At 58.6% G+C, this 23,903-nt stretch carries 27 protein-coding genes and 1 tRNA gene; 19 read left to right on the top strand and 9 right to left on the bottom strand.

What is annotated here, in order from left to right:
* Nucleotides 1–4: 4 nt before the first annotated feature.
* From CAF74_RS18850 to CAF74_RS18775, 16 genes are all read left to right on the top strand, one after another.
* The gene (locus tag CAF74_RS18850; protein WP_085747299.1) at nt 5–307 is read left to right on the top strand and encodes a DUF1799 domain-containing protein; all 303 of its coding nucleotides are present in this window, start codon (nt 5–7) and stop codon (nt 305–307) included.
* Nucleotides 304–3,630 (top strand): phage tail tape measure protein, encoded by a 3,327-nt coding sequence (locus CAF74_RS18845; RefSeq protein WP_085747298.1) that lies wholly within the window; start codon nt 304–306, stop codon nt 3,628–3,630. Before CAF74_RS18850 ends, CAF74_RS18845 begins: the two co-directional genes overlap by 4 nt.
* Entirely contained in the window at nt 3,630–3,968 is a 339-nt protein-coding gene (locus CAF74_RS18840; RefSeq protein ID WP_085747297.1) for a phage tail protein, read from the top strand. The genes CAF74_RS18845 and CAF74_RS18840 overlap by 1 nt, the downstream gene beginning before the upstream one ends.
* Nucleotides 3,969–3,977: 9 nt before the next feature.
* Entirely contained in the window at nt 3,978–4,727 is a 750-nt protein-coding gene (locus CAF74_RS18835; protein ID WP_085747296.1) for a phage minor tail protein L, read from the top strand.
* A 1-nt stretch (nt 4,728) separates the two neighbouring features.
* Complete coding sequence (locus CAF74_RS18830) at nt 4,729–5,493, top strand: C40 family peptidase (protein WP_085747295.1); 765 nt, start codon at nt 4,729–4,731, stop codon at nt 5,491–5,493.
* A gap of 25 nt (nt 5,494–5,518) precedes the next feature.
* Nucleotides 5,519–5,758, top strand: coding sequence for a hypothetical protein (locus tag CAF74_RS18825; RefSeq protein WP_085747294.1), 240 nt, complete (start codon nt 5,519–5,521; stop codon nt 5,756–5,758).
* Nucleotides 5,759–5,793: 35 nt separating this feature from the next.
* The gene (locus CAF74_RS18820) at nt 5,794–6,207 is read left to right on the top strand and encodes a hypothetical protein (protein ID WP_139832918.1); all 414 of its coding nucleotides are present in this window, start codon (nt 5,794–5,796) and stop codon (nt 6,205–6,207) included.
* A gap of 86 nt (nt 6,208–6,293) precedes the next feature.
* Nucleotides 6,294–6,716, top strand: coding sequence for a hypothetical protein (locus tag CAF74_RS18815; protein WP_085747292.1), 423 nt, complete (start codon nt 6,294–6,296; stop codon nt 6,714–6,716).
* 53 nt (nt 6,717–6,769) lie between these two features.
* The gene (locus tag CAF74_RS18810) at nt 6,770–7,372 is read left to right on the top strand and encodes a tail assembly protein (RefSeq protein ID WP_085747291.1); all 603 of its coding nucleotides are present in this window, start codon (nt 6,770–6,772) and stop codon (nt 7,370–7,372) included.
* A 203-nt stretch (nt 7,373–7,575) separates the two neighbouring features.
* Complete coding sequence (locus CAF74_RS18805) at nt 7,576–11,142, top strand: phage tail protein (protein ID WP_085747290.1); 3,567 nt, start codon at nt 7,576–7,578, stop codon at nt 11,140–11,142.
* Between the two features lie 3 nt (nt 11,143–11,145).
* On the top strand, nt 11,146–11,502 hold the full coding sequence (locus tag CAF74_RS18800) for a hypothetical protein (protein ID WP_085747289.1): 357 nt from the start codon (nt 11,146–11,148) through the stop codon (nt 11,500–11,502).
* Nucleotides 11,499–12,161 (top strand): hypothetical protein, encoded by a 663-nt coding sequence (locus CAF74_RS18795; RefSeq protein ID WP_085747288.1) that lies wholly within the window; start codon nt 11,499–11,501, stop codon nt 12,159–12,161. Before CAF74_RS18800 ends, CAF74_RS18795 begins: the two co-directional genes overlap by 4 nt.
* A 26-nt stretch (nt 12,162–12,187) precedes the next feature.
* Nucleotides 12,188–13,213: a hypothetical protein gene (locus CAF74_RS29435; RefSeq protein WP_256578389.1), complete on the top strand. Its 1,026-nt coding sequence runs from the start codon at nt 12,188–12,190 to the stop codon at nt 13,211–13,213.
* Between the two features lie 389 nt (nt 13,214–13,602).
* Nucleotides 13,603–13,932, top strand: a complete 330-nt coding sequence (locus tag CAF74_RS29680) for a phage tail protein (protein ID WP_371857351.1) — start codon at nt 13,603–13,605, stop codon at nt 13,930–13,932.
* A 59-nt stretch (nt 13,933–13,991) separates the two neighbouring features.
* Nucleotides 13,992–14,417 carry a cell wall hydrolase gene (locus CAF74_RS18780; RefSeq protein ID WP_085747286.1) on the top strand — a complete coding sequence of 142 codons (426 nt, stop codon included), beginning with the start codon at nt 13,992–13,994 and terminating at the stop codon, nt 14,415–14,417.
* Nucleotides 14,417–14,920: a lysis system i-spanin subunit Rz gene (locus CAF74_RS18775; RefSeq protein WP_085747285.1), complete on the top strand. Its 504-nt coding sequence runs from the start codon at nt 14,417–14,419 to the stop codon at nt 14,918–14,920. The genes CAF74_RS18780 and CAF74_RS18775 overlap by 1 nt, the downstream gene beginning before the upstream one ends.
* A gap of 137 nt (nt 14,921–15,057) precedes the next feature.
* Here the strand turns inward: CAF74_RS18775 and CAF74_RS29045 are convergent, their stop codons facing one another.
* Nucleotides 15,058–15,786 (bottom strand): hypothetical protein, encoded by a 729-nt coding sequence (locus CAF74_RS29045; RefSeq protein ID WP_139832917.1) that lies wholly within the window; start codon nt 15,784–15,786, stop codon nt 15,058–15,060.
* Between the two features lie 369 nt (nt 15,787–16,155).
* Between CAF74_RS29045 and CAF74_RS18765 the strand changes: the two genes are divergently transcribed.
* Nucleotides 16,156–16,386, top strand: coding sequence for a hypothetical protein (locus CAF74_RS18765; RefSeq protein ID WP_085747572.1), 231 nt, complete (start codon nt 16,156–16,158; stop codon nt 16,384–16,386).
* Here the strand turns inward: CAF74_RS18765 and CAF74_RS18760 are convergent, their stop codons facing one another.
* The 4 genes from CAF74_RS18760 to CAF74_RS18745 form a co-directional block, all read right to left on the bottom strand.
* Nucleotides 16,387–17,067 carry an SOS response-associated peptidase gene (locus CAF74_RS18760; RefSeq protein WP_085747283.1) on the bottom strand — a complete coding sequence of 227 codons (681 nt, stop codon included), beginning with the start codon at nt 17,065–17,067 and terminating at the stop codon, nt 16,387–16,389.
* Between the two features lie 22 nt (nt 17,068–17,089).
* Nucleotides 17,090–17,815: a hypothetical protein gene (locus CAF74_RS18755; RefSeq protein ID WP_085747282.1), complete on the bottom strand. Its 726-nt coding sequence runs from the start codon at nt 17,813–17,815 to the stop codon at nt 17,090–17,092.
* A gap of 83 nt (nt 17,816–17,898) precedes the next feature.
* Nucleotides 17,899–18,108, bottom strand: a complete 210-nt coding sequence (locus tag CAF74_RS18750; RefSeq protein WP_085747281.1) for a hypothetical protein — start codon at nt 18,106–18,108, stop codon at nt 17,899–17,901.
* Between the two features lie 209 nt (nt 18,109–18,317).
* Nucleotides 18,318–18,405, bottom strand: a tRNA-Ser gene (locus tag CAF74_RS18745).
* Between the two features lie 122 nt (nt 18,406–18,527).
* Between CAF74_RS18745 and CAF74_RS18740 the strand changes: the two genes are divergently transcribed.
* A complete protein-coding gene (locus CAF74_RS18740; RefSeq protein ID WP_007955123.1) occupies nt 18,528–19,199 on the top strand; it encodes a Bax inhibitor-1/YccA family protein in 672 nt (223 codons plus the stop codon).
* A gap of 71 nt (nt 19,200–19,270) precedes the next feature.
* Here CAF74_RS18740 and CAF74_RS18735 read toward each other — a convergent pair whose 3' ends face one another.
* Together CAF74_RS18735 and CAF74_RS18730 are read right to left on the bottom strand one after the other, a co-directional pair.
* Entirely contained in the window at nt 19,271–19,597 is a 327-nt protein-coding gene (locus tag CAF74_RS18735) for a YceK/YidQ family lipoprotein (protein WP_085747280.1), read from the bottom strand.
* Between the two features lie 39 nt (nt 19,598–19,636).
* A complete protein-coding gene (locus CAF74_RS18730) occupies nt 19,637–20,074 on the bottom strand; it encodes an Lrp/AsnC family transcriptional regulator (RefSeq protein WP_007955121.1) in 438 nt (145 codons plus the stop codon).
* A gap of 138 nt (nt 20,075–20,212) precedes the next feature.
* Here CAF74_RS18730 and CAF74_RS18725 point away from each other — a divergent pair, with 138 nt between their 5' ends.
* Nucleotides 20,213–21,106, top strand: coding sequence for a DMT family transporter (locus CAF74_RS18725; protein ID WP_085747279.1), 894 nt, complete (start codon nt 20,213–20,215; stop codon nt 21,104–21,106).
* Nucleotides 21,107–21,109: 3 nt separating this feature from the next.
* Here CAF74_RS18725 and CAF74_RS18720 read toward each other — a convergent pair whose 3' ends face one another.
* Complete coding sequence (locus CAF74_RS18720) at nt 21,110–22,150, bottom strand: FUSC family protein (RefSeq protein WP_176240505.1); 1,041 nt, start codon at nt 22,148–22,150, stop codon at nt 21,110–21,112.
* 46 nt (nt 22,151–22,196) lie between these two features.
* Entirely contained in the window at nt 22,197–23,822 is a 1,626-nt protein-coding gene (locus CAF74_RS18715; RefSeq protein ID WP_007955118.1) for an NADP-dependent glyceraldehyde-3-phosphate dehydrogenase, read from the bottom strand.
* Nucleotides 23,823–23,903: the final 81 nt, after the last annotated feature.

Genomic DNA, 23,903 nt, shown 5'->3' with positions numbered 1-23,903 from the left:
CAAGCTGTACGAGCCGGGGCCGTCAGCCGAATCGCTGGCGGCCTTCGGCCTTTCTCTTCGTGACATACCCGACGAAGTCTATGAGGTCTGGCCTGATGTCTGGCAAGCCTTCAAGGTCTTTGAGGCCATGGGCACCCAGTGGCGTACAGGCGCGTGCGGCGCTACCGGACTCGATTACACGTCAATTCGCCATGTCGCGGGCTTCCTCGGGCTTACCCGGTCGGAGGTCGCCGGCGTCTTTCCAGATATCCGCGTCATGGAAGCCGAAGCCCTGCGGGTGATGGCGGAACAGAGGGACAGTAAATGAGCACCACCTTCGCGTCCCTCGGCATCGAGGTGAACTCCTCGTCTGCATCCAAGGCGGCTGACGATCTCGACAAACTGGCCGATTCGGCGGCCGATGCCGAAAAAGCGATCGATGATCTCGGCAAGTCTGGCGAGGGGCTGGCCAATACCGGCAAGAAGATCAGCCAAGCTGAGAATGAGGCTGCTCAGGGAATCGACAAAACCACGGGCGCCAAAGAGCGCCAAGTCGATGCAAGTCGCAAGGCCGGTGCCAGTGCAGCCAGTGAAATCGCGATCATCAGTCAGCTCGACAAGGCGATGTCCGGCAACATCGGCAGCATGGAGCAACTGATCCAGGCTGAAGGTTTGCTGGAGCGTGCTCGCAAGGGCGGTCTTGTCACCATTGAACAGCAGGAGGCTTATCAGGACCGGCTCGCCAAGGCCTATGACAAGATCGAGAAAGCCGAAGCCAAGGAGATGGCACAGAAGCAGCGGCTGATCGACGCTGAAAACCGTCAGATTGAAGCGTTGAAGCGCACGGTCAACGGCATCGACCCGGTCACTGCGAAGTTGGCAAAGCTGGAGGCGCAGGAAAAAGCACTCAACGATCTGTACAAGGCCGGTCAGATTGACGCGACTCGCTACGGTGAGGCGCTGGCGAAGATCGGCAAAGACCGTGACGGCCTGACCTCGACAGAAACTGCATTCGACAAGCTGAAGCTCGGCACCCGCCAGGCTCAAGAAAACGTGATGCAGCTGACCAATGCCTTGCAGTCTGGGGATTGGGGTAGTGGTGCACGGGCGGTTGCTCAGCTCGGCGCCGGGGCAGGCGCTTCCGCCAAGAGTCTGGCAGCAGCGCTGATTCCCGCCGGCTTGCTGGCCGGTGTCCTCGGCGCGCTGGGCTATGCCTACTTCGACGCACAGAAGCAGGCCCGCGAGTTCAACGTCGCCATCAACGGCGGATCGAACGATGCCGGGCAGAGCATTGCCAGCCTCAAGGTTATGGCTGAGTCCGCTGGGGCGATCACTGAGAACTTTTCTGGCGCTCGCGAGGCGGTGATTGCGCTGGCTTCCGGTGCCGCTACCAGCGGCGTCCAAATGCAGAACCTGGCTCAGGCCGCCGCAGCAATAGGTGAGGTGACAGGCAAGGGTGCTGGAGACATCGCCAAATCGCTTGCGAATGCCGGAGACACCGCTACAGAAGCCGCCGAGAAGATCAGCGATCAGTATGGGCTGCTTACCTACGAGCAGTACCAGACGATCAAGGCGATTGATGATCAGGGAGACCATCAGCGAGCACTGGACGTCCTGAGTGAAGATCTCAATCAGTCGGCCTTGGAGCGTCTGAAGAACTACCGCGAATCCCTGTCCGATATCGAGCGTGACTGGGATCGGGTGAAAGTGGCCATCAAGGGTGCCTATGCTGAAGTTCGGTCTGAGATTTTTCCCGACTTGGCCAAGCAGATCGAAATCACCCAGCGCGTGCTGGATACCCGGAAGGGTGGTGGCGTTACCGGTGCGCTATCCAACGGGCTCAGCTGGCTGAACTCTTCGCTGGGGCTGGATGACGGGGAGAATGACGACTCGACGCCGGCTTTGGAAGCCAGGCTTGCAGGGCTGAAGGCGCGTTTGTCAGCAAGCGAAAGCAACGCTGCGGCCACCGGTGAGGAGACCCGAGCGAACAAGGAACTGATCGCTGTCCAGAAGGAACTGGACAAGCAAATGGACAACCTGAATCCGCTCGCGAAGCGTCGGGACGCGTACAAGAAACTCGATGACCAGTTCACCAAGCTCTATCAGAACGCGGAAAAAACAGGACAAAAATCGGCGCTGTTGGATGGTGTTCAGTTTGACGGGAAGAAGTTTTCCGGTGGTGCCTACGACCAGTTGCGCAAGGCAATCGACGAGCAGAAAAAGGACCCAAAAGCAGCCGCCGGTAGCGTCGATCTATCCGGTTTCAATGACTCGAAAAACGCGCTCAATATCGTGCTCGCCGAGTACAAAAACGCTCAAAAGGACTTAGAGGCTTCGCAAAAGGCCGGTCTGATCTCGCAGGCTGATTATTTGCAAGCGCGTGAAGCCATGATCGGCAACGAGCGCGACGAAGTTACTGCTGCGTATGAGGCTGAGATCGCCGCACTGGAAGCGGCGAAGAGCAAAGCCGGCACATCGGCCGCGCAGCGCATCCAGCTTGACCAGAAAATCGCCGACGCCCGTGCCGCCATGGTCAAGGTGCAGCAGGATGCTGACACCGAATTGAGCGTGCTGGCGAAGAACGAAGAGGGCCGGCTGAAGAAACAGACCGAGGCCGTCAACACCTATAGCAGCGCGCTGCAGCAACAAGTCAAAACTCTGCGCGAGCAGGGCCAGCGTGCAGCTGCGGGCATCGGTCTGGGAGATCGTCAGCGCGATCTGGTGAGCCAGCAGAACGGCATCGACGATCGCTTCAATCAGCAGAAGCTGGATCTGGCGAACCAGTACGGCGATGGCTCGCGCGGCATGAGCCTCGACGAGTACACGCAGAAGCTGGCGGCACTGAAGGCCACTCAGCAGGACCTGCACGATACGGTTCAAGCCAACTACGACGAGATGACAGCAGCCCAGGGCGACTGGAGTGCCGGAGCCTCGTCGGCGTGGCAGAACTATCTCGATTCCGCGCAGAACGCCGCGGGGCAGACGAAAAGCCTGCTCACCAATGCATTCAGTTCGGCAGAGGACGCAGTAGCCAGCTTCGCTATCAACGGCAAATTCTCGTTTTCTGACTTCACCAAGTCGGTGTTGGCGGATATGGCGAAGATCGCTACCCGGCAGGCAACTTCACAAGGGCTCAGCGCGCTGTTCGGTATTGCCGCATCAGCGGCAGGCTCCTACTTCGGTGGTGGCGGGAATGGCCTCGCGGCTGGTTCTGCCGGTGCTGTTTCGTCAGATGTTGGAGCTTCGCAGGCTGGATATTCCGGTATCGATTTTTCTGGATACCGAGCGGCTGGCGGACCTGTTGCGCCGAACTCCCTGTACGAAGTCAACGAACTGGGGCCGGAGCTCTATAACGAGGGCGGCCGATCGTTCCTGATGACCGGTGCCAACGGCGGTAGCGTCACGCCACTGACCACCGGTGGTGGGCCTGCACTGGCCTCAATGTCTGGTGGTGGGGGCAACACGTACAACTTTCCGGTAGCGGTCTCGGTGCAGACATCTGGGAGCGACGGGGCGGGTGTTTCGCAAGAGACAACCAACCAGCTTGGCAAGAGCATCCAGCAGGCTGCCAAAACCGAAGCGGAAACCGCGATCGCCAGAGCGTTGCAGCCGGGCGGTTCGATCTGGCGCCTGACAAATGGGAGGGGCTGATGGCCATCGAGAAATTTACCTGGCCAACCGAGCGAGGGGAAACACCCGATATCAACTATCGGGTGCGCACCTCGAAGTTCGGCAATGGCTACGCGCAAAACGTCGGAGACGGACCGAACAACAAGGAGGATTCGTACCCGGTTACCTGCGTGGGTCAAAAGGCCAAGGTGTTGGAGATCATGAAGTTCCTCGACCGGCATGCCGGAGCGAAGGCGTTTCTTTGGACAACACCGCTCGGAGAGCTCGGCCTGTTCACCTGCAAAAATCCCGCTCCCACTCCGGTGGGCGGCGGCGTCTTCAAACTCACCGCCACCTTCGAGCGGGCGTTCCAACCATAAGGAGCAATCATGCCGCTGATCAGTGACATCCAGGTACTTGAGCCTGGCAGCGAAGTGCTGCTCTTCGAATTGGACGGCACGGACTACGGTGCGGACGTGCTGCGCTTCCACGGGCACGCAATCCCGCACACGGCAGCCGAGTTGATCGCCGCTGGCGACAACGCGGACCAGCTGCCGGCGAAGGCGATCTACTGGCAGGGCAACGAGTACAGCGCCTGGCCGATGCAGATCGAAGGCATTGAGGCGAATGGCGACGGCACGGCTGTGCGGCCCACGCTGTCGGTCGGCAACGTCAATGGGCGCATCACCGCGCTCTGTCTGGCGTTCGAGGATCTGCTCGAGTTCAAGCTGACGATGCGGCACACGCTCGGAACCTACCTGGACGCGGTGAACTTCCCGGCCGGTAACCCAATGGCAGATCCGACGCAGGAGACGATCGAGGTCTGGTACATCGACCAGAAGACGAACGAAGACGGAGAGACGGTCAGCTGGGAGTTGGCCAGTCCGGGCGACGTCGGTAACGAGTCAGTAGGCCGGCAGGCCACGACGCTGTGCCACTGGTGCCTTACTGCCGGCTACCGTGGGCCGAACTGCGGCTACACCGGCCCGTACGTGACCAAGGACGGTGTCGTCACCGATAACCCCGAACTGGACGAGTGCGACGCCACACTGGGTAAGGGATGCATTCCACGCTTCGGCGAGGGTAACCCGCTACCGTTCGGTGGCTACCCGGCCGTATCGCTGATCGCACGGAGCTGACATGCGCAAACACATTTTGACCGCGATCCAAGTTCACGCGGCGGCCGAGTACCCGAAAGAGTGCTGCGGTCTGCTGTTGGCCGTGAGGCGCAAACAGCAGTACCACCCCTGCCGAAACGTCTCGACCGAGCCAAACGAAGAGTTCCGAATCGATCCGGAGGAATACGCTGCGGCCGAAGACGTAGGCGAGGTGATCGGCGTGGTGCATTCGCATCCGGACGCCACCAGCAGGCCGTCACCGCGCGACCAGGCCATGTGCGAGGCGACAGGCATGCCGTGGCACATCCTGAGCTGGCCCGAGGGCGATCTGCGAACCATCATGCCTTCCGGTGAGGTGCCGCTGCTCAAGCGCCCATTCGTGCACGGTGCCTGGGACTGCTGGCAAGTCTGTGCAGACTGGTACAAGCGCGAATGGGGGCTGGAGTTCGAAGCCTTCAAGCGCTCTGACGGCTGGTGGGAGAGCAAGGACAACACCAGTCTGTACGAGGCGAACTACGAGGCCGCCGGCTTCTACCGGGTCGACCAGCCGCAGCGCGGCGATATGATCGTGATGGAAGTGGGGCGCACGGTTTACCCGAACCATGCCGGGATCTTCCTCGGCGCCGATCCGGCTTTGCCCGGCGAGGATACCGCGACGTTCGGCCCTGGACCGTTCCTGTTGCACCACTTGTACGGCAGGCCATCCGAGGTAATCGTTTTCGGCGGTCCCTGGCTCGACCGAACACGCCTGATTCTCAGGCACAGAGGCGCAATAAAACCCACTTGACGCGGCACGGTCGCTGGAGATGCAGATGAGCGAAGTACAACCGAAAAACATGATCGCCGGCGACTTCCCTGGTAACGCTGACGCAGGCAAGTTATTACAATGGATCAGTCGTCAGATTTCTGCGACTCGACTGGGTGCGAACGTTTTGATGGGTGGCCAGCTAGCTTCCGGACATAATCTGAGTAATGATGGCATTTTGATTGTGAAAAAGGAGTTTCAGCTGTGGGTCTTACAATGCACGAGAAAGAGCGGATTGGTGTCGTAGCGCACCTCACTGGGCCCGAGTATCAGTGTGCCCTTATGACATGGAGTGTCGCTATCCGCGATACGCACGTCTGCTCACTCGAATCGTTGAGGTTGTATCAGTACGTGGCGTTTGTGGTGGATGGAATACCGAAGTCAATTGGGAAGATTGCACGGTGGAGTTTTGACGTCGGAGACGATGACAAGCGCGTTGCATTTTTCTCATTGCTTTCAAATGAAATCAGCGGCCTCTCTCAGGCGTTACCTTCCCCGGTCAACGACATTCTGTGGCTGACTCGAGACTACGCCCAACAGGCTCAATCGGCGTTGTCACAAAATGCCAGGGAAAAACCTACAGATGCAATTCCAACACTTGATATCGACGATGCCTCTAAGTCAGTTGCTCGGCGATTTGGCATTGATCCTTCGCGAGTCGAAATAATAATCCGCTCGAAAACTGCCACCGAATAGTCTGGCATGCCCGACCCAGCGCCGGGCTTTTTCATTTCCGCCCAACCCAGTGATATTGTGCGGCCTTTGCCACAGGAGTGACCTGCATGAAACTGATCGTAGGAGCGCTGGCGTTAGCGCTGTTGGCGGGGTGTGCATCGTCAGCCATTCCGGTTAGTCAGGCTGATCCGGTACCGCGTGATGAGCTGTACGCGTTTCAGACCAAGCCAGCCGGCGAAAGCGGCAAGGTAACGGTTGTCCGTGATTCGGGAATGGTTGGATCAGGTTGTGACATCGTCGTGTATGTCGATGGCCGGAAGGCTGCGAAAATCGGCACCGGTCAGCGTGCCTCCTTTTACCTGCCACCGGGCAATCCAAGTATCGGAGCGGGCCTTGCGGGCTCTGGGCTGTGTGGCGGGGCAGCCATTCGTACGATTTCTGCCAATGTGCAAAGCGGCAAAGAAACCCTCTACCGAATCAGTGGAGATATGAGCGGCTTCTTTCTCGGACCGTACGTCGATTATCAGTAAATGAATTCGCAATCAGCCGCCTTCGGGCGGTTTTTTTATGTCTGGAGAAAGTCATGCAATCGAGCGTTGCTCACTATCAGCCGATGACTACGATCAGGCTGTCCGGGTCTCTTGCGGCCAAGTTTGGCAGGGTTCATCGTCGAGTGCTGGATTCTGGCCAGGCTTGGGAGGCGTTCCGAGCATTGAAGGCGACACTTGAGGGATTCAAAGAGGAGATTCAACGCCTCGATCGACTTGGCATGCGCTTCGCCGTGTTCCGCAATCGAAAGAACGTTGGCGAAGCGGAGTTTGGCTTGGGTGGCGCAACCGATATCCGTATTGTGCCGGTCATCCATGGAAGCAAGAAGGCTGGGTTGATTCAAACCATTGTCGGTGCTGTTCTGATCGTTGCCGGTACGTTTCTTTCGACCACGCCCTTTGGTGCGCCACTGATTGGCGCCGGTATCGGCCTTGTCGCCGGCGGCGTCATCCAGATGCTCAGCCCTCAAGCCTCAGGCCTGAAGCAAAGCGCTTCCCCGGAAAACGCACCGTCCTACGCCTTCGGCAGCGCCAAGAACACCACGGCCAGCGGCAACCCAGTTCCGATTTGTATCGGCGAACGGCGGTGGGGCGGGATGATCATCTCAGCCTCGATCCTGGCTGAAGATAAGGCCTGAGCAAAAACCCTCACTATGGCTAGGAAGGATTTCCCTTCCTTTTCAAAGGAGGTCTTCGCTCATGAAAACGTGGTTACCGGTAGTGGCTCAAGTCGCTTCTAACATGGTTTTCGTTGCCTATTACAGCTTCAAACTTTACGCGAGCCTTCACGGGTCGTGAGCAAGCCGCCGTTGAGGCGGTTTTTTTATGCCTGGAGGAAAGCATGGGCGCAGCGGAACAGATCGAGATCTACGGCGAGAAGGGCGGCAGCAGCAAGCCGAAGTCGCCGGTCGAAGCCAGCGACAGCCTGCGCTCGACCAACCTGGCAAAGCTGCTGATCGCCGTGGGCGAGGGCGAGTTTGACGGCGTACCGACTGAATACGACATCTACCTGGACAACACGCCAATCCGCGATGCCAGCGGCAACTACAATTTCCCAGGCGTGAAGTGGGACTGGCGCCCGGGCTCCGTGGATCAGACCTACATTCCGGGCATTCCGTCTGTTGAAAACGAGACGTCGCTCAACATCGAGCTGCGCAGTGATGCGCCATGGGTGCGCTCGATCACCAACACCCAGTTGTCGGCCGTGCGCATGCGGCTGGCATGGCCTGCTTTGCAACGGGCTGACGACGAAGGCAACGTGGGCGGCTACCGCATCGAATACGCCATTGATGTGGCCACCGATGGCGGCGCCTATCAGCAGGTGCTGGTGGACGCGGTCGACGGCAAAACCACCACGCGCTACGAGCGTTCGCGCCGAATCGACCTGCCGGACGCCACCACGGGCTGGCAGATCCGCGTGCGCCGCCTGACGTTGAACCAGAACAGCAACAAGATCGCCGACACCATGCTGGTGGCCGGTTACACCGAAGTCATCGACGCGAAGCTGCGATACCCGAACACCGCGCTGCTCTACATCGAGTTCGACGCCGAGCAGTTCACCAGCATCCCGGCCGTGACGGTGAAGTGCAAGGCCCGGCGCTGGATGGTGCCGAGCAACTACGACCCGATCCTGCGCACCTATACCGGGACGTGGGACGGCTCGATGAAGTCGGCCTGGACTAACAATCCGGCGTGGATCACTTACGGCATCTGCACCGAAGAACGTTTCGGCCTGGGCAAGCGCATCAAGCCGTTCATGGTCGACAAGTGGGAGCTGTACCGGATCGCTCAATATTGCGACCAATTGGTTCCGGATGGGCTTGGCGCTCAGGAGCCGCGATTTCTCTGCGACATGAACCTGCAGGGAAAAGCCGATGCATGGTCGCTGCTGCGCGATATCTCCGCGATCTATCGGGGCATGACCTACTGGGCTGAAGGCCAGTTGGTGATGCAGGCCGATATGCCGCGCGCGCAAGATATCGACTACGTTTTCACCCGTGCCAATGTTATCGACGGGAAGTTCTCGTACGGTAGCGCGTCTGCAAAGACCCGTTACACCCGTGCGCTGGTCAGCTATGACAACCCGGCGAACAACTACGACACTGACGTCATTCCATTCGCCGACTTGGATCTGCAGCGGCGCTACGGCGACAGGCCGACCGAGCTGAGTGCCATCGGCTGCACCAGACCATCCGAGGCGCAGCGCCGTGGCAAGTGGGCGATTCTCAGCAATAACCAGGACCGCACCGTGTCGTTCAAGACCGGTATGGAGGGTTCGGTTGCTCTGCCTGGATTCATTATTCCGGTGGCTGATTCGCTGTTGGCTGGGCGGGAAGTTGGTGGGCGGATCTCGTCGGCGGCCGGCCGTGTAGTGACGCTCGACCGTGACACCCAAGCCAAGGCGGGTGACCGGCTGATCATCAACCTGCCAGGCGGGCGAGCTGAGGGGCGCACCGTGCAAAGCGTCAGCGGCCGAGCTGTGACCGTTACCGTCGCCTATAGCGAACCACCGATTGCGCAATTGCAATGGGCGCTCGATGCCGATGATCTGGCTATTCCGCTTTACCGGGTGCTTCGCCGGAAGCGCACAACTGAAGGCGACTACGAATTCACTGCCCTGCAGTTCGAGCCGAGCAAGTTCGCGCACATCGACACCGGCGCACGCCTGGAAGAACGGCCGATCAGCGTGATTCCGATCACCGTGGTACCGGCGCCGGCCAGCGTGACCGTCGCGTCGACGTCCTCGGTGGTGCAGGGGCTTGCCGTGGCCACCATGACCATCAGTTGGCCTGCCGTGGATGGCGCAGTCGGCTATGACGTGGAGTGGCGCAAGGACAGCGGTAACTGGATCAAGCTGCAGCGTACCGGCATGACCAATGTGGACGTGGTCGGGATCTACGCCGGTGCCTACGTGGCCCGCGTTCGCGCGGTGAGTGCGTACGACATCACTTCGATCTGGCGCAATTCGATCCTGACCAACCTCAGTGGTAAGCAGGGGTTGCCGCCGGCGCTGAGTTATCTGACGGCCACGCCGCTGTTGTTCGGCATCTACCTCAAGTGGGGATTCCCGGCCGGCGCCGAGGACAGCCAGCGGACGGAGATCTGGTACGGCCCGACCACGGAACTGGACGCCGCTACCAAACTGACTGACCTCGCGTACCCGCAGAGTGATTTCTCGATGCTCGGTCTGCGCGCCGGCGTGACGTTCTATTTCTGGGGACGGATCGTCGACAAGATTGGCAACATCGGGCCGTGGTTCCCGATTGGCACGGGTGTTCAAGGTCAGTCGAGTGCAGACGCCGCTGCCATTCTGGAAATGATCGCCGGCGAGATTGGCCGCACGGAGCTGGGGCAGGACATCCTCGACGAAATCGACAAGATCCCGGGGTTGCAGGCACGGATCGATGCGCTGGATGGGCTGAAGACTTATAACCCGGACGACACCTACGATGAATACGACCTTGTAGTCGTCGGCAAGCGCATCTATCAAGCTACCGGCCCCGTACCTGTCGACACTCCACCGCCGAATCCTGCGTATTGGCTCGATGTGGGTCAAACCGTGGAAACGGCAAATGGCTTGGCTCAACAGGTAGCGACCAACACCGCCGATATCGTTGAGCTCGACGGGGCGGTCACCGCCCAGGCTACGGCATTTGAAGCGTTGCGGTCGGCCTATCGAGATGACGACGGAGAGGGCGAACTGGCGGACGCTTTGAAAGGTTGGACCAGCACCGCGAGTATTGCCGAAGAGAGTCGGGTCAGGGCTTCGGAAAACAAAGCTTCTGCCCGGAGAATCACTACCTTCGACGCCAAGATCGCTGAGAACTCGGCAAATATCACGCTGCTCGAAGAAGTGGTGGTCACCAACGAGCAGGCTACCGCCCAGCAGCTCACACAACTGAGCACGAAGGTCGGGCAGCAGCAGACCGCGATTGAGCAGAACAGCTCAATCATCAACGACGTGAACGGGAAGGTCACGGCGAGTTGGTCGGTGAAGATGCAGTACAACTCCGGGACGGGGCAGTACATCGCTGCAGGCATTGGGCTGGGGATTGAAAACAGCAGCGGCGTTCTTCAAAGCCAGTTTTTGGTCAGCGCCGATCGGTTCGCCATCGTCAACACAATCGCGGGCGGGGCCATTGCGGTTCCGTTCGCGGTTCAGGGTGGGCAGACGTTCCTGAACTCGGCGTTCATCGCCGACGGCACCATCACCAACGCCAAGATCGGCAACTACATCAGTTCCACTAACTACATCGCCGGCCTGCAGGGCTGGATCCTGAACAAGGACGGCACGTTGGAAATCAACGGCATCGTCCCAGGGCAGGGCCGGCTGGTGATCAACTCACTGAACGTTTCGGTCTACGACGCCAACAACGTGTTGCGCGTCCGTCTTGGTTATCTGGGGTAATAAATGGCTCTATTTGGCTTGCGTGTATTTGACGAGAGCGGCCGGCTCGCCATGGACACGAACAGCTTCACTTACCAGGTGCTATGGCAGGGTGTGATCGACTTCAGCGGCGCCGCCACCATTTACACCTTCAACATTCCTGGCTTCAACCCGGCGAACTGCGTGTTCATGATCATCCCGACCCGGATTCAGGATGTGCAGTCATCGGAAACGGATGGTTTAGGGAATAGCAAGTCATACCCCTATGTCACGCCATCGGCCGGTCAGGTTGTCGTCAGGAACAAGAATCCGTCCGCAAGTGCAACCACTGTTGCCAGTCGGATTGTCGCGAAGGCTTACGCCATCAGGTACGCCACATGAACTATGGCTTTCAAAGCATCAATGACAATTCATTTGTGCAAATCGATTCCGATGCGCCCAGGCTTTGCATGCTGACGAAGGGAGCTTACTCGGGGGTGGATACAGCGACGGCGGCCTTTGCCAGAGCAATTACGAGTCAGGACCCGCCGCTGGTCTTCATAAGGCCGGATCAATCTGGCGGCATTCAGGTACCGATATCAGTCTGGTTTGCAGGTGGCCCGGGAAACTGGACCGGATTCGCGATGAAGGCATCGAACGTAAACTCCACCTTAAGCGGGCAATATTTTGTTGCTGCCTGGGCCTCGATGGGAACGGCATCTTACGGGTTGCGCCTGTGGGACCAGAACGCAGCGCTTGTCTATGACAGCGGAGCGCCGGCAGTGGTGGTGACGTTCGCTGCTGGTAACTGGACTTATCTCGGTATGGAGCAGCTATCGGTAGGGCGGAGGTATTTTTGGGGCATCAACAAAAGTCTGGGGGCGGGTGAGTATGTGTCGTTGAACCCTTTCACGATGAACTGCCACAACGAAGGATCCGGTGGCGGTTGTGCTCTTGGGGTGGATTACGCAAACGGTCGGATCATGATGTACAGCCTCGCCTTCAATGCCTGGATTGACCAAGGTCACCGGCCGTTCCTCTGCGCCAAATTGCTGGCCTGACTCAAACACTTTCTGGAGAAAAATCGATGCCCTGGTACAAAACCGGGACGGTTTCTGTCGTCCAAAATTCCAATGTGGTAGCCGGGAACAGCACTGCATTCATTTCCAACAGCAGGACGGGCGATGCCTTTCGAGGGCCGGACGGGCGCTGGTACGAAGTCATCAACCTGGCCAGCGATACATCGATGTCGATTTATCCGAGCTATCAGGGAGTGACCGATCCCGCAGGCACCTATGCGTTGGCCCCCATGCAGGGCTACGTCAAAGCCTCAGCAGACGCGTTAAGGTCGCTCGTCAACCAGTATGGCGGGGTGATGGCCGTGCTCGGCACGGTCGCCACGCTGGCCGGTGTTCGGGACTCTCTCGATCTGACCGACACTGATGGCCTTCCGGAGGGCGCGACCAACAAATATCTCTCCAATGCCGGCGTATTGGCTGTGGTGCTCGATGGTTTCTCGATGCCCTCCGCCACAGCGGTTATAGCCACGGACTCGATCCTAGCTGCCTTTGGCAAGCTGCAGGCAAGCATGAATGCCCGGGCCAAAAAGGGCGCAAACGAAGACATTACGTCGTTGCTCGGCCTCACCACCGCATTATCTATCGCTCAGGGTGGTACAGGCGCTACTTCCGCCGGTGATGCGCGTACAGCGCTGGGGTTGAAGTACACCGCCACCGCAGACCTGGTGGGCACCGTCTCTCAGTCCGGTGGTCTTCCTACGGGATCGATCATTGAGCGCAAATCGAATGCTGGTGGCGAATGGGTGAAGTTTGCCGATGGCACGCTCATCTGTTGGAGCGGGGCGGCGTCCATCCCAACTGGTGTTATCGGTGCGAACAACGTGGGTACGGTGGTCACGCTCACGCTTCCAATCGCTTTTGCCAATGCTCAGTTCAACATCTCGGCAACCGCCGGCCCGAACAGCTCGAACGACCATTACGGCGTGACGAACGCGATTCCGAACGGCACCAATTCAATCAATGTCGTCATCCGTAACGGCGCGACGGCTCAGACGTTCAACATGCGATTTCTTGTTGTTGGGAGGTGGTTCTGATGGATATTTTGCTGATCCCGCAGCGGCGTGACGACTCGCTGCATGCGGAGCGTCGCGGCGACACCATGGTGCTGAACGGACAGTCGTTCGACTTTTCAGGCGTGGGCGAAGGCGACACGCTGCCGCGTGGGGCGATTGATTCCGAATGGATCGTCGGCGATGTCGAAAGGAAGGGCGGCCAACTCAGGCTGACTTTGTTGCTGCCGAACCCGAGCAATTACAGCCCGGAGCAGGCTTTCCCGGCGCCGCTGTTGAGCGTGCCGGACGGCGAGGTTGTTTTTCCCAGGCCCTTGCCGCTGGAACCCGATGAAGCAGGGCCAACGTCGGCTCCCCTTGAATGGCCCCAGCAGCAGGGAAGCGTCGATTGGTCGCAACTGGTCACGGCACAAATGAAGGCGGCAGCGCAGTCTGCTGCACATCTGGCTGAAATGAAATCCGAGCTCGCCGCACGCAACACCCGAGCAGCCGCGCAAATCGCAAGAATTCAGGACCGTGTCGACACTCTGGGGTATGGCATCGATGCAGGCGAGGCAACGGCGGCCGACGAGGCTGAGCAGGCTGCGCTGATCACTAGCCTCAAGGCGTGGAAGGGGTACAAGTTTTCCCTGGGCAAGGTTCCGGGACTGCCAACCTGGCCGACTTCACCAGCATGGCCGGCGGAACTGCCCATCCCGGTTATCGAGGCCGCGCCAATGTCGCGAGCCCCCGACGAGTTCTGAAAAAAGCATCAATCGAAAACCCGCCATCGAGCGGGTATTTTTTTGTCTGGAGAAAACTGATGACTGTTACCGAACGAGATCGGGAAATTCTTGCGCGAACGCTATGGGGCGAGGCGCGCGGCGAATCGCCGGCCGGCAAGATTGCCGTAGCCTGGACGATTCGCAACCGGGTGTTCGACGGCAAGACCAATTCGTGGTGGGGTGAGGGGTACGCAGGCGTGTGCCAGAAGCCGTACCAGTTCAGCTGCTGGAACAAGGGTGACCCGAACTATCCATTTCTGAGTGGCGCGCGGGAGATCCCGTTCCGCGAACTGGCGCAGTGTCGGATCGCTGCCGACCAGGTGATCGACGGCAAGGTGCCGGATCCTACCGGCGGCGCCACGCACTATTACGCGCTCAGCATGAAGGTCGCGCCCGGTTGGGCGGTGAAGGCGAAGCGCACGCTGTTGCTCGGCGGCCACGTCTTCTTCAAGGATGTCCCGTGATGGTTGTGCCGTGGCGTGCGATCGGTGCGGCCGCGCTGGTGCTGCTCGGCGCCGGCAGTGCCTGGCAGTTCCAGAACTGGCGCTACGGTGGGCAGTTGGCGGAGCAGGCGCGGCTGCACACCGAAACCCTCAACCAGCTGACCATGGCGGCGGCCACCGCGCAGCAGGCCGAGCAGGACAGGAGACTGGCACTCGAGCAGCGGCTGGCGACCAGCGACAAAACCCACACCGAGAAAATGACCAATGCACAAAAAGAACAGGCTCTGCTGCGCGATCGCCTTGCCACTTCTGATCTGCGGCTGTCAGTCCTCCTCGACGCGGGTTCAACCGGTGGCTGTTCAGTGCCTGCCACCGCCGGCGCCGGCGGCGTGGATCATGCAGCCGTACGCGCCCGACTTGACCCAGCGCATGCTCAACGAATTGTCGCCATCACCGCTGAAGGTGACAGGGGACTGATAGCGCTACAAGCCTGCCAAGTATACATCCGGATGATCAACCACTAATTAGCATCCGTGGACGTTACATTAATACGACTTTTTCTAAAAGCTATCCGCGGTTTATGGTGGCTGCTTGTGCCAACTTTCGTGAAATCTCACGTTGGCACAAGTACAACGAATTCGACGAAGAATGTTCCGAAATTTCATTGTTCATTCAAATTCGAATAATGAAAAACAACACGGATACTGTGCTTGCTTACCAGCTCATTGGGGTCCATTTTGTGTAGTTCGGCCTTGAGAAACTTTCGGGTTCTTTGTTGTAGTCTATCCTTTGCGACCTCCAATACTTTATTTGTAAGTGACTCAAATTTCTGTACGACTGCATTCAGAGGGGTTGCGAAGTCTAGGACGTGTTGGAAGCATTGAGGTCCGAATTTCATACTCGGATCAATGATATGAATGGTTTTTCCTCTCTCGAACTCATTGTGATTTCCGTGAGCAATCCAATTGTTTCTCATATCCCTAATTTTTTTATGCAATTGAAATAATTCTTCATCTAAATGTTGTTTCATTTGTTCATCATGAAGCTGTGGTGCATCACCATCAGCTTTGGTGAAATGTTTGGCGTAGGTTATAATGCTCGATCTATAGATGGCAGATAAGATTATGTGTTCGGGGTTTGCAGGGTCAAATTGGATGATTATATTTTGACTTGAATTCGTAGAGTTATAAGTTTGAGCTAGCTTTAGAGATGCTGAGACCAGTTCTAGGTCTTTAACTATTACCTGTAATCTGGCGCACTCTCGTGCTATCGGAGTATCAATTTCGCAAGCAAGCAGCTGTCTTCCGAGAATAGAGTAAGCGACAGATGTGGAGTTGTCGGAATTTATCGTTTTTGATATTTCCAATTTGCTCAAATCTATTGGCTTCATCGTGGGTTTTCCTGTGTGAGACTCCCTCAGCCTAGTATGTATTTATTGAATGAAGGGGTGGTAAAAAAGAGCGAATACAGCAGAGAAGAGAGGTGCTTTTGGCATGCGGTTAAAAACCACGAAAGGGGGGGGGCGACAGGGCCGATCGTATTGCAGGCGTGCCAGGCCTACATAGGCGCAGTGAGTGATGGCGCTGAGCTATTGTTGCGAGGTGAGCGCCGCTGAACCATCATTCAAACTTATATTGATGAATCGGTTCGAATGGATAAGCCGCTAGCTGGCTACTCAATTGTGTTGACGATCGTCTGGGTTTCAGCGGTTCTCGCCATCATGTATTGGATGGCTAACTGAAGGTAATGGGTGGTCGATGTGGAAGGCTTGGTGCTGGGCGAGAAGGCACGAAAAGAAGCGGATCGGCTGCTGGCGCAAATTGTCCGGGCAGATTCGATGATCATCGCTGTGAAGGCGGGGGCGCGGGCGGATGGCTTCGTGCTTGGGTTGGAAACCGGCGGAGCTTTGCGCGCCGGCGATGCTGAAAGGCTATACATCATTTTCGAAGCTGCTCTGGTCGAGCGTTTGAAAACCCTATCGCGAGGTTGATCAGTCGACTGGCTCGATCAGATGTGGTCCCTGATTGCGAACGTTGCCCACCGCCCGGTCAACCTTGAACCACTCGAACACCTCAGTCGTCTCACCTTGGTGCAGCACCATCTGCTCAGCTCGCTCTTTCGGTGTGGCCGGGTCCAGCCATTCTCTGGCCAGATCTGGCGGTAGGGCGACCGGCCTCCGGTCATGGATGTCGACCATGCCGCCGGCACTGTCGGCTGTGATGATGACAAAGCCATCATGCTCGCCCGGGTCATGTTCTCCGTTGGGATACTGGCCAATCGCGGCGCAGAGAATTGGCGACTGATCCCGATGCCTGATCAGGTACGGCTGCTTCTTCGGCCCGCCCTCGTCGACCCACTCAAACCAGTTGTTGATGGCGATGATCGCCCGATGCGGCCAGATTGCGCGGAAAAACGGGCCGTGGGCGACTTTCTCTACCCTGGCGTTGATCGGCGCGGCGCGATCCTTGGCCCAGTGCGGGCGCCATCCCCAGCGAACCATATCGGCGTGCAGGAACTGGCCCTCCTGATGGAAGAGTGCAAGCTGGGCGGTCGGTGCGGCGTTGTATCGCTCGAACTGTTGATCACCGGTCGAGTTGATCAAGGCATTCGGCATGCTGAGCGCTGCTACGAAGTCGTGGATGCCGCTGTACTGGGAGAGTCGTCCACACATTGTCAGATCCTCGCATGAGCTTTCAGCGTAGACCCGCTGGTGCCGGCTTTGTCACAAAACCTTTTCCGGCGCAGGTCTGGCAGTCATCGCGCGCGCCAAATCGATCCAGACACACAGGGCAGGTGCAGAACGCCGCTGATTCGATATGTGGCCGCACCTTTTCAAACGCATGCAGATCACGTTCCTCCTGCGCGACTTGAGCAGCATCTACCAGCGCACGGTACGTGTCAGGGTCATCGATGGGCCGGAAGTCGATGCCTCCGATTACCCGTTCTGTCTCGATCAATTGGTAGCGCTGGCCCCGCATTTCCAGAGTCAACCCTGAGATCGTTCCGACATTCCGGGAGATTCCCAGGTTCAGGTGTATTCCTTCCGGGCCTGAATAAACCTTTCCGTCATAAGTTCGGGATGCGCCGCGCGGCTTTTCGGTTGCGAAGTTGAAGATCGAGCGGCTGATCGTGCCCAGCAGCTTCCCGTTATCGAACTGCACGACGTCATAGGTCGAAGCTCCGCGGTAGTGGCCTGGTGAGTTCTGCAGCTCCTCGACGGCGTGCCAGTAGGCAGCGTCTGCCATCTCGTTCATGTCGAACTGTTCAAACTGGTCGATAAGCCCCTCTGTTTGCAGCGCCGCTGACATCTCATGAAGGGTTTCCCGGTGCCCCTCGGGGTTTTGCATGCGGAAATTTTGATCGTCGAGGGCTTCGCGCCATCGCTGGAGCCGTAGGGATTTGGCTTGGTCGAAATTCATGGAAGCGGATTCGCTGTACAAATGCTGTATGCATGTACAGTAATTGAGGCTCGCCAGTTAGGCGAGGGTGAAGCGACGAGCTGTCAATCAGGCGTCATCAACACGGCCAGGGTCATCTTGATGAATTCCTCATTCCGGTAGATTGCAGCCAATGAGCTGCGAACGTTCTCTCCGACATCCTCGGATCCTCGCTGCTCGACCCAGAGGGTAAGCTCCATGATGGCGGCTTCAAGGGCGTGCTGGTTTTCGTCAATTTTCATAAGCAGGGAAGGGAGCAGATCAGAGTTGGACATTAAGGTTTCCTCCGTGGACGAAACCAGCGTAGCACCGTGTTATATGAAGAGTGTTTTACGATCGGCAGGACGCCGGAGAAGGGAGTGAAAAACTGCTAGTTATGGAACACGTCCAGAATAGTTATGGAACGCTTCCTGATCGGTGCAGGACTTTCAGAACGTCAGAAACGACAAAGCCCTGAATAATCAGGGCTTTGTCGTATCAAATATGGCGGAGGCGATGGGATTCGAACTCATGGACCTGTTACAGTCGACGGTTTTCAAGACCGTTGCCTTAAACCACTCGGCCACACCTCCGTTGCGTTGCGGGCGCCATAATACCTGAATGAAACACACTGTCAAACTCTGTGCATGGCTTGTTACAGAGCGTCTGTTATGATCTTTGCGACTGAACGTTTCAAACCAACAGGAGTGTCGCCATGCGCGAACAGGATTACGCAGTTCACAACAGCGTGCAGGCTGAGCAGCTAGAGGTTAGCCGCGTCCTGCGCAACACTTACGGTCTACTGGCGCTCACCCTCGCATTCAGCGGTGTGATGGCGTTCGTGGCCCAGCAGATGCGGGTCGGCTACCCGAATATTTTCGTGGTGCTGATCGGTTTCTACGGGCTGTTCTTCCTCACCAACAAGCTTCGTGATTCCGCCTGGGGCCTGGTGTCGGCGTTTGCCCTGACCGGTTTCATGGGTTTCCTGCTCGGCCCGATCCTCAACCGTTACCTGGGCATGCAGGGCGGCGCTGAAGTGGTCAGCTCCGCGTTCGCGATGACCGCACTGGTGTTCGGTGGTCTGTCGGCTTACGTGCTGATCACCCGCAAGGACATGAGCTTCCTCGGTGGCTTCATCACCGCCGGTTTCTTCGTCCTGCTTGGCGCGACGCTGGCAAGCATGTTCTTCCAGATCAGCGGCCTGCAACTGGCGATCAGCGCAGGTTTCGTGCTGTTCTCCTCGGTTTGCATCCTGTTCCAGACCAGCGCCATCATCCACGGCGGCGAGCGCAACTACATCATGGCGACCATCAGCCTGTATGTATCGATCTACAACCTGTTCGTCAGCCTGTTGCAGATCTTCGGCATCATGAGCCGCGACGACTGATCGCTGCACTGCAATAAACAGAAAACCCGCGAAAGCGGGTTTTTTGTTGCCTGCGAAAAAGAGAGCAGCGATCAATTGATCACGATGCTGCCATCGGCCTGTTGCTTGTAGATCGTGTAGGGCAGCAGCAACGTATCGAGCACTCCCGACACGGCCGCGTCCACCAGCAGACCCGGCGTCGCGTTCTTGTAGTTGAACGCATCGACGTCATCCGGCTTTTCGGCGTGCAGCATGCAGAAGTCGTACGTCACGCCGCTGTAGATGCGCGGTACAGCGCCGCAGTAGGATTTGTTCGCTTTCAACTGATCGGTGGAATGCTTGTCACTGAATGCTACGGTCTGCACCGTCCCGCACCCGGACAGCATCAACACCGCCAGCATCATTGCCTGAATTTTCATGCCGCCAATCCTTCGCCGGAAAAACTCAATCTACGCCGCTCACGCCATCGGCGGCAATCGACGTTTTACCGGGGTCTTCTTGACGATCGCTGTATTGGTTTCTGCCAAGGTATTCAACCGGTCGAGCAAGGTGTCCAGCTGTTCCATCGAGCGCACATGCAGGCGGGCGATAAAGCAGTCCTCGCCGGTGACCTTGTCGCACTCGGTGAACTCGGGAATCGACATGATCTGCCGCTCCACTTCCTGCAATTGCCCCGGCAATGGCCGCACCCGGACAATCGCCTGCAACTGATAACCGAAGCATTTGGGATCGATCTCTACGGTGTACCCCTTGAGCACACCGCGTTCTTCCAAGCGGCGCAAACGCTCGGCCACGCTCGGCGAAGACAACCCGCTGATCTGCGCCAGCGCCTTGAGCGAGCGCCGTGAATCCTCCATCAAGGCCCCGATCAGGATCTGGTCGATATCGTCGGTCATACAAAAACTCCCGCATTAGGCGAATGATGCAAACCACCCTCGATAAAAAAGGCAGAAATCGAGTTTAGCCTGCTTTTTACGCTGGAGAAGCCCCGGTCACGCTTGGCATACTTTTGCCACACATTAAGGAGATTGATGATGGACAAAACAATCCGTCGCGGCTCATTTGAAATGACCGCCGCCATGCTGATATCCGGGACGATTGGCTGGTTCGTGCTGGTGTCCGGGCAACCGGTGCTGGACGTGGTGTTCTGGCGCTGCGTGTTCGGCGCCGGGACCTTGCTGCTGATCTGCGCCGCTTTCGGCTTCCTGCGCCCGGGCATCCTGACCCGCACCACGTTTCTGCTCGCGGTGCTCAGCGGTGTAGCGATTGTGGGCAACTGGGTGCTGCTGTTCGCCTCCTATTCACGGGCCTCGATTGCCATCGGCACGGCGGTGTACAACGTGCAGCCGTTCATGTTGGTGGGATTGGCGGCGCTGTTTCTGAGCGAGAGGATCACCTTGCAGAAGCTGTTCTGGCTGGCGATTTCTTTCATGGGGATGCTGGCCATCGTCAGTGCCCACGGCGGGCAGGGCGAGGGCGGCAGTGACTACTTGATGGGGATCGCGCTGGCGCTGGGGGCGGCGTTTCTGTACGCCATAGCTGCGTTGATCATCAAGCGCCTGACCGGCACGCCGCCGCATCTGATTGCGCTGATCCAGGTCTGCACCGGCGTGCTGTTGCTCGCGCCATTAGCGCATTTTTCAGCAATGCCCGAGGCGCCAAGTGCCTGGGCCAGTCTGGTGACGCTGGGCATCGTCCACACCGGTCTGATGTACGTGCTGCTTTACGGTGCGATCCAGAAACTGCCGACTGCATTGACCGGCGCTCTGTCGTTTATCTACCCGATTGCGGCGATTTTCGTCGACTGGTTTGCCTTCGGTCATCAACTGCAAACCCTGCAATGGATCGGCGTGGCAGCGATCCTGTTGGCCGCTGCCGGCATGCAACAGGGTTGGGGCTTCAAGGCGCGGCGCCTGGCCGTGCAGTAAATCTCAGATGTTCCAGCGCGGCGCAGTCTTCGCCAGGCGCTGGCGCATTTCGCCGATGTTGGCCGCCAGTTGCCGGGTCAGCAAACGGTAGCCGTCCAGCGGGCTGTAGACCTGCGTGTCGAGGCTGGCGTCCGGCAATTCCACCGGGCGTCCCAATCGACCGGACGCACCGGTTTTCAACGCTCGGGCCATGCCGATCAACTGCACGCGAATGTGCCGGTGTTCGGCCTTGAGCGCCGCTTGCAGGTGCGTCATGGCGTCGGGGTCGTTGGCGTCCGGGCGGATGTTGCCGAGGATTTCCAGGGTGCTGATGCACATGCGCAGGTTGCGCTGGATGGCGTCCAGTTCGGTCATCGACACTTTGACCTCCTTGGACACCGACGGCATCAGCGAGCGCAGTTGCACCATCACCGCGTTCAGCCGATTCATCAACTTCAAGTGTTCGTCGGCGGTCACCGGTTGGCCGCCGATGATCCGTCCGTACACCGTCGCGCAATCGCGCAGCGCATCGGCCAGGTTGTACCGCCACGAGTACACCGCGTACAGCGGCAAAGCGAAGGAAAAGGCCAGCGCCAAAGCGATACCGATCAGGATATCGACCCCGCGCCACAGCCCGTCGGTGATCGGGTTGTCGCCATGGCCGGCGACGATGAACACGGTGATGGCCGAGAGCAGGGCGGTGTAGCCGCCCTTGCCGATGGCGTGATACGAGAAGAATCCGCACACCACCGCCATCGCAAAATAGGTCAGCCACGGCATGCCCAGCCACGCCTGTTGCGCCACTATCAACAAACCGACGCCGGCACCGATCAAGGTGCCGGTGGCACGCTCGGCGGCTTTCTTGCCGATGTTGCCGTGATGCTGCAGGCCGCCAATCACCACCAGCATGGTCACCGACGCCCATTCGCCGTGGGGCAGATTGATGCCGGTGGTCAGCAGGATCGTTGCCAGCAACCCCAACGCCACCCGCACCGCGTGAATCGTTCGTGCATGGCGATAACGTCGATACGGGTCGAGCAACGGCCGCAGGATCCGCCGCAACAGCGGCGGCCAGCGGTGGGGGCTGAAAGTGCTCAGCGCTGATTCCTCCTCAGAAGATGTAGTCGGTGGCGATGAAGTTCGAATCGCGGCCGCGAATGATTTCGCTGATCAGATCCTTGTTGGGTTCCTGGAACTTGGTGGCCACCAGCGTACGGATCGAAAACACCCGCAGCGCATCGTGTACCGACAGCGTGCCCTCGGCGGAGTTCTTGCGACCATTGAATGGGTAGGTGTCCGGGCCGCGCTGGCACTGGGCGTTGAGGTTGATCCGCCCGACCTGGTTGGCGAAGGTGTCGACCAGGCGGCCGACCGCCACCGGGTTGGTGCCGAAGATGCTCAGTTGCTGGCCGAAATCCGATTCCAGCACGTAGTCGATCACGGTATCGAGGTGACGGTACGGCACAATCGGCACCACCGGGCCGAACTGCTCTTCCTGATACACGCGCATCTGCGGCGTCACCGGGTACAGCACCGCCGGGTAGAAGAACGAAGCCCGCGCTTCGCCGCCATTCGGGTTGACCACTTGCGCGCCTTTGCTCTGCGCGTCAGCCACCAGCCCATGCAGATAATCGACCTTGCCCGACTCCGGCAGCGGCGTCAGCGAAACCCCGCTGTCCCACGGCATGCCTGGTTTGAGGCTGGCCAGTTTGGCGTTGAATTTCTCGATGAAGCTGTCCACCACATCTTCATGCACGAACAGAATCTTCAACGCAGTGCAGCGCTGGCCGTTGAACGACAGGGAGCCGGTGACCGCTTCGCTGACCGCGTTATCCAGATCGACTTCCGGCAGGACGATGCCGGGGTTCTTCGCATCCAGCCCCAGCGCGGCGCGCAAGCGGTGTGGTTTCGGGTGCAGCTTCTTCAGGTCGCTGGCGGCCTTGTTGGTGCCGATGAAGGCGAAAATGTCGATCTTGCCGCTGGCCATCAGCGCGCTGACGGTCTCGCGGCCGCTGCCGTAGATCACGTTGATCACGCCGGTCGGGAAGCTGTCGCGGAAAGCTTCAAGCAAAGGACGGATCAGCAGCACGCCGAGCTTGGCTGGCTTGAACACCACGGTGTTGCCCATGATCAGCGCCGGAATCAGCGTGGTGAACGTCTCGTTCAGCGGATAGTTGTAAGGGCCCATGCACAGCGCCACGCCGAGCGGGACGCGGCGGATCTGGCCGAGGGTGTCCTGTTCCAGCTCGAAACGGCTGGAGCGGCGGTCGAGTTCTTTCAGCGCATTGATGGTGTCGACGATGTAGTCGCAGGTGCGGTCGAACTCTTTTTCTGAGTCCTTGAGGTTCTTGCCGATTTCCCACATCAGTAGCTTCACCACGGCGTCGCGCTGCTGGCGCATGCGCCCGAGGAAGGCCTCGACGTGCTGGATGCGTTCGGCCACGCGCATGGTCGGCCACAGGCCCTGGCCCCGGTCGTAGGCGCGGACGGCGGCGTCGAGGGCGGTGAGGGCGGTGTCGGCGTCCAGCAGCGGTGTGCTGCCGAGGATCACTTGTTCGTCGCCATTATCGCCGTGCAGATAGACCGGGCTGCGTACGGTGGCGAGCGGGCCGTCCCAGCGGCGCAACTCGCCATCGACCAGGTATTCGCGTTGCTCGACCTGACCGTCGAGGCGGTATTTTTCCGGGATGTCGCTGACAGAAGGGAACAGGTTGCCAAGGATGTTTGCTGTGGTCATGTCGCTACCCCGTGTTGATGTCCGCATGCAGATCAAAAAGTCTCAACAGGTTATACGCCTGAATGCGCGGAAATTTAAACC

Origin of the sequence: Pseudomonas sp. R45(2017) (assembly GCF_002112305.1) — a bacterium.
In the GTDB taxonomy this organism is placed as follows: Bacteria; Pseudomonadota; Gammaproteobacteria; order Pseudomonadales; family Pseudomonadaceae; genus Aquipseudomonas; species Aquipseudomonas paraglycinae.
Note: the sequence above shows the minus strand (reverse complement) of the source record. Positions and strands in the feature narration are given on the sequence as shown.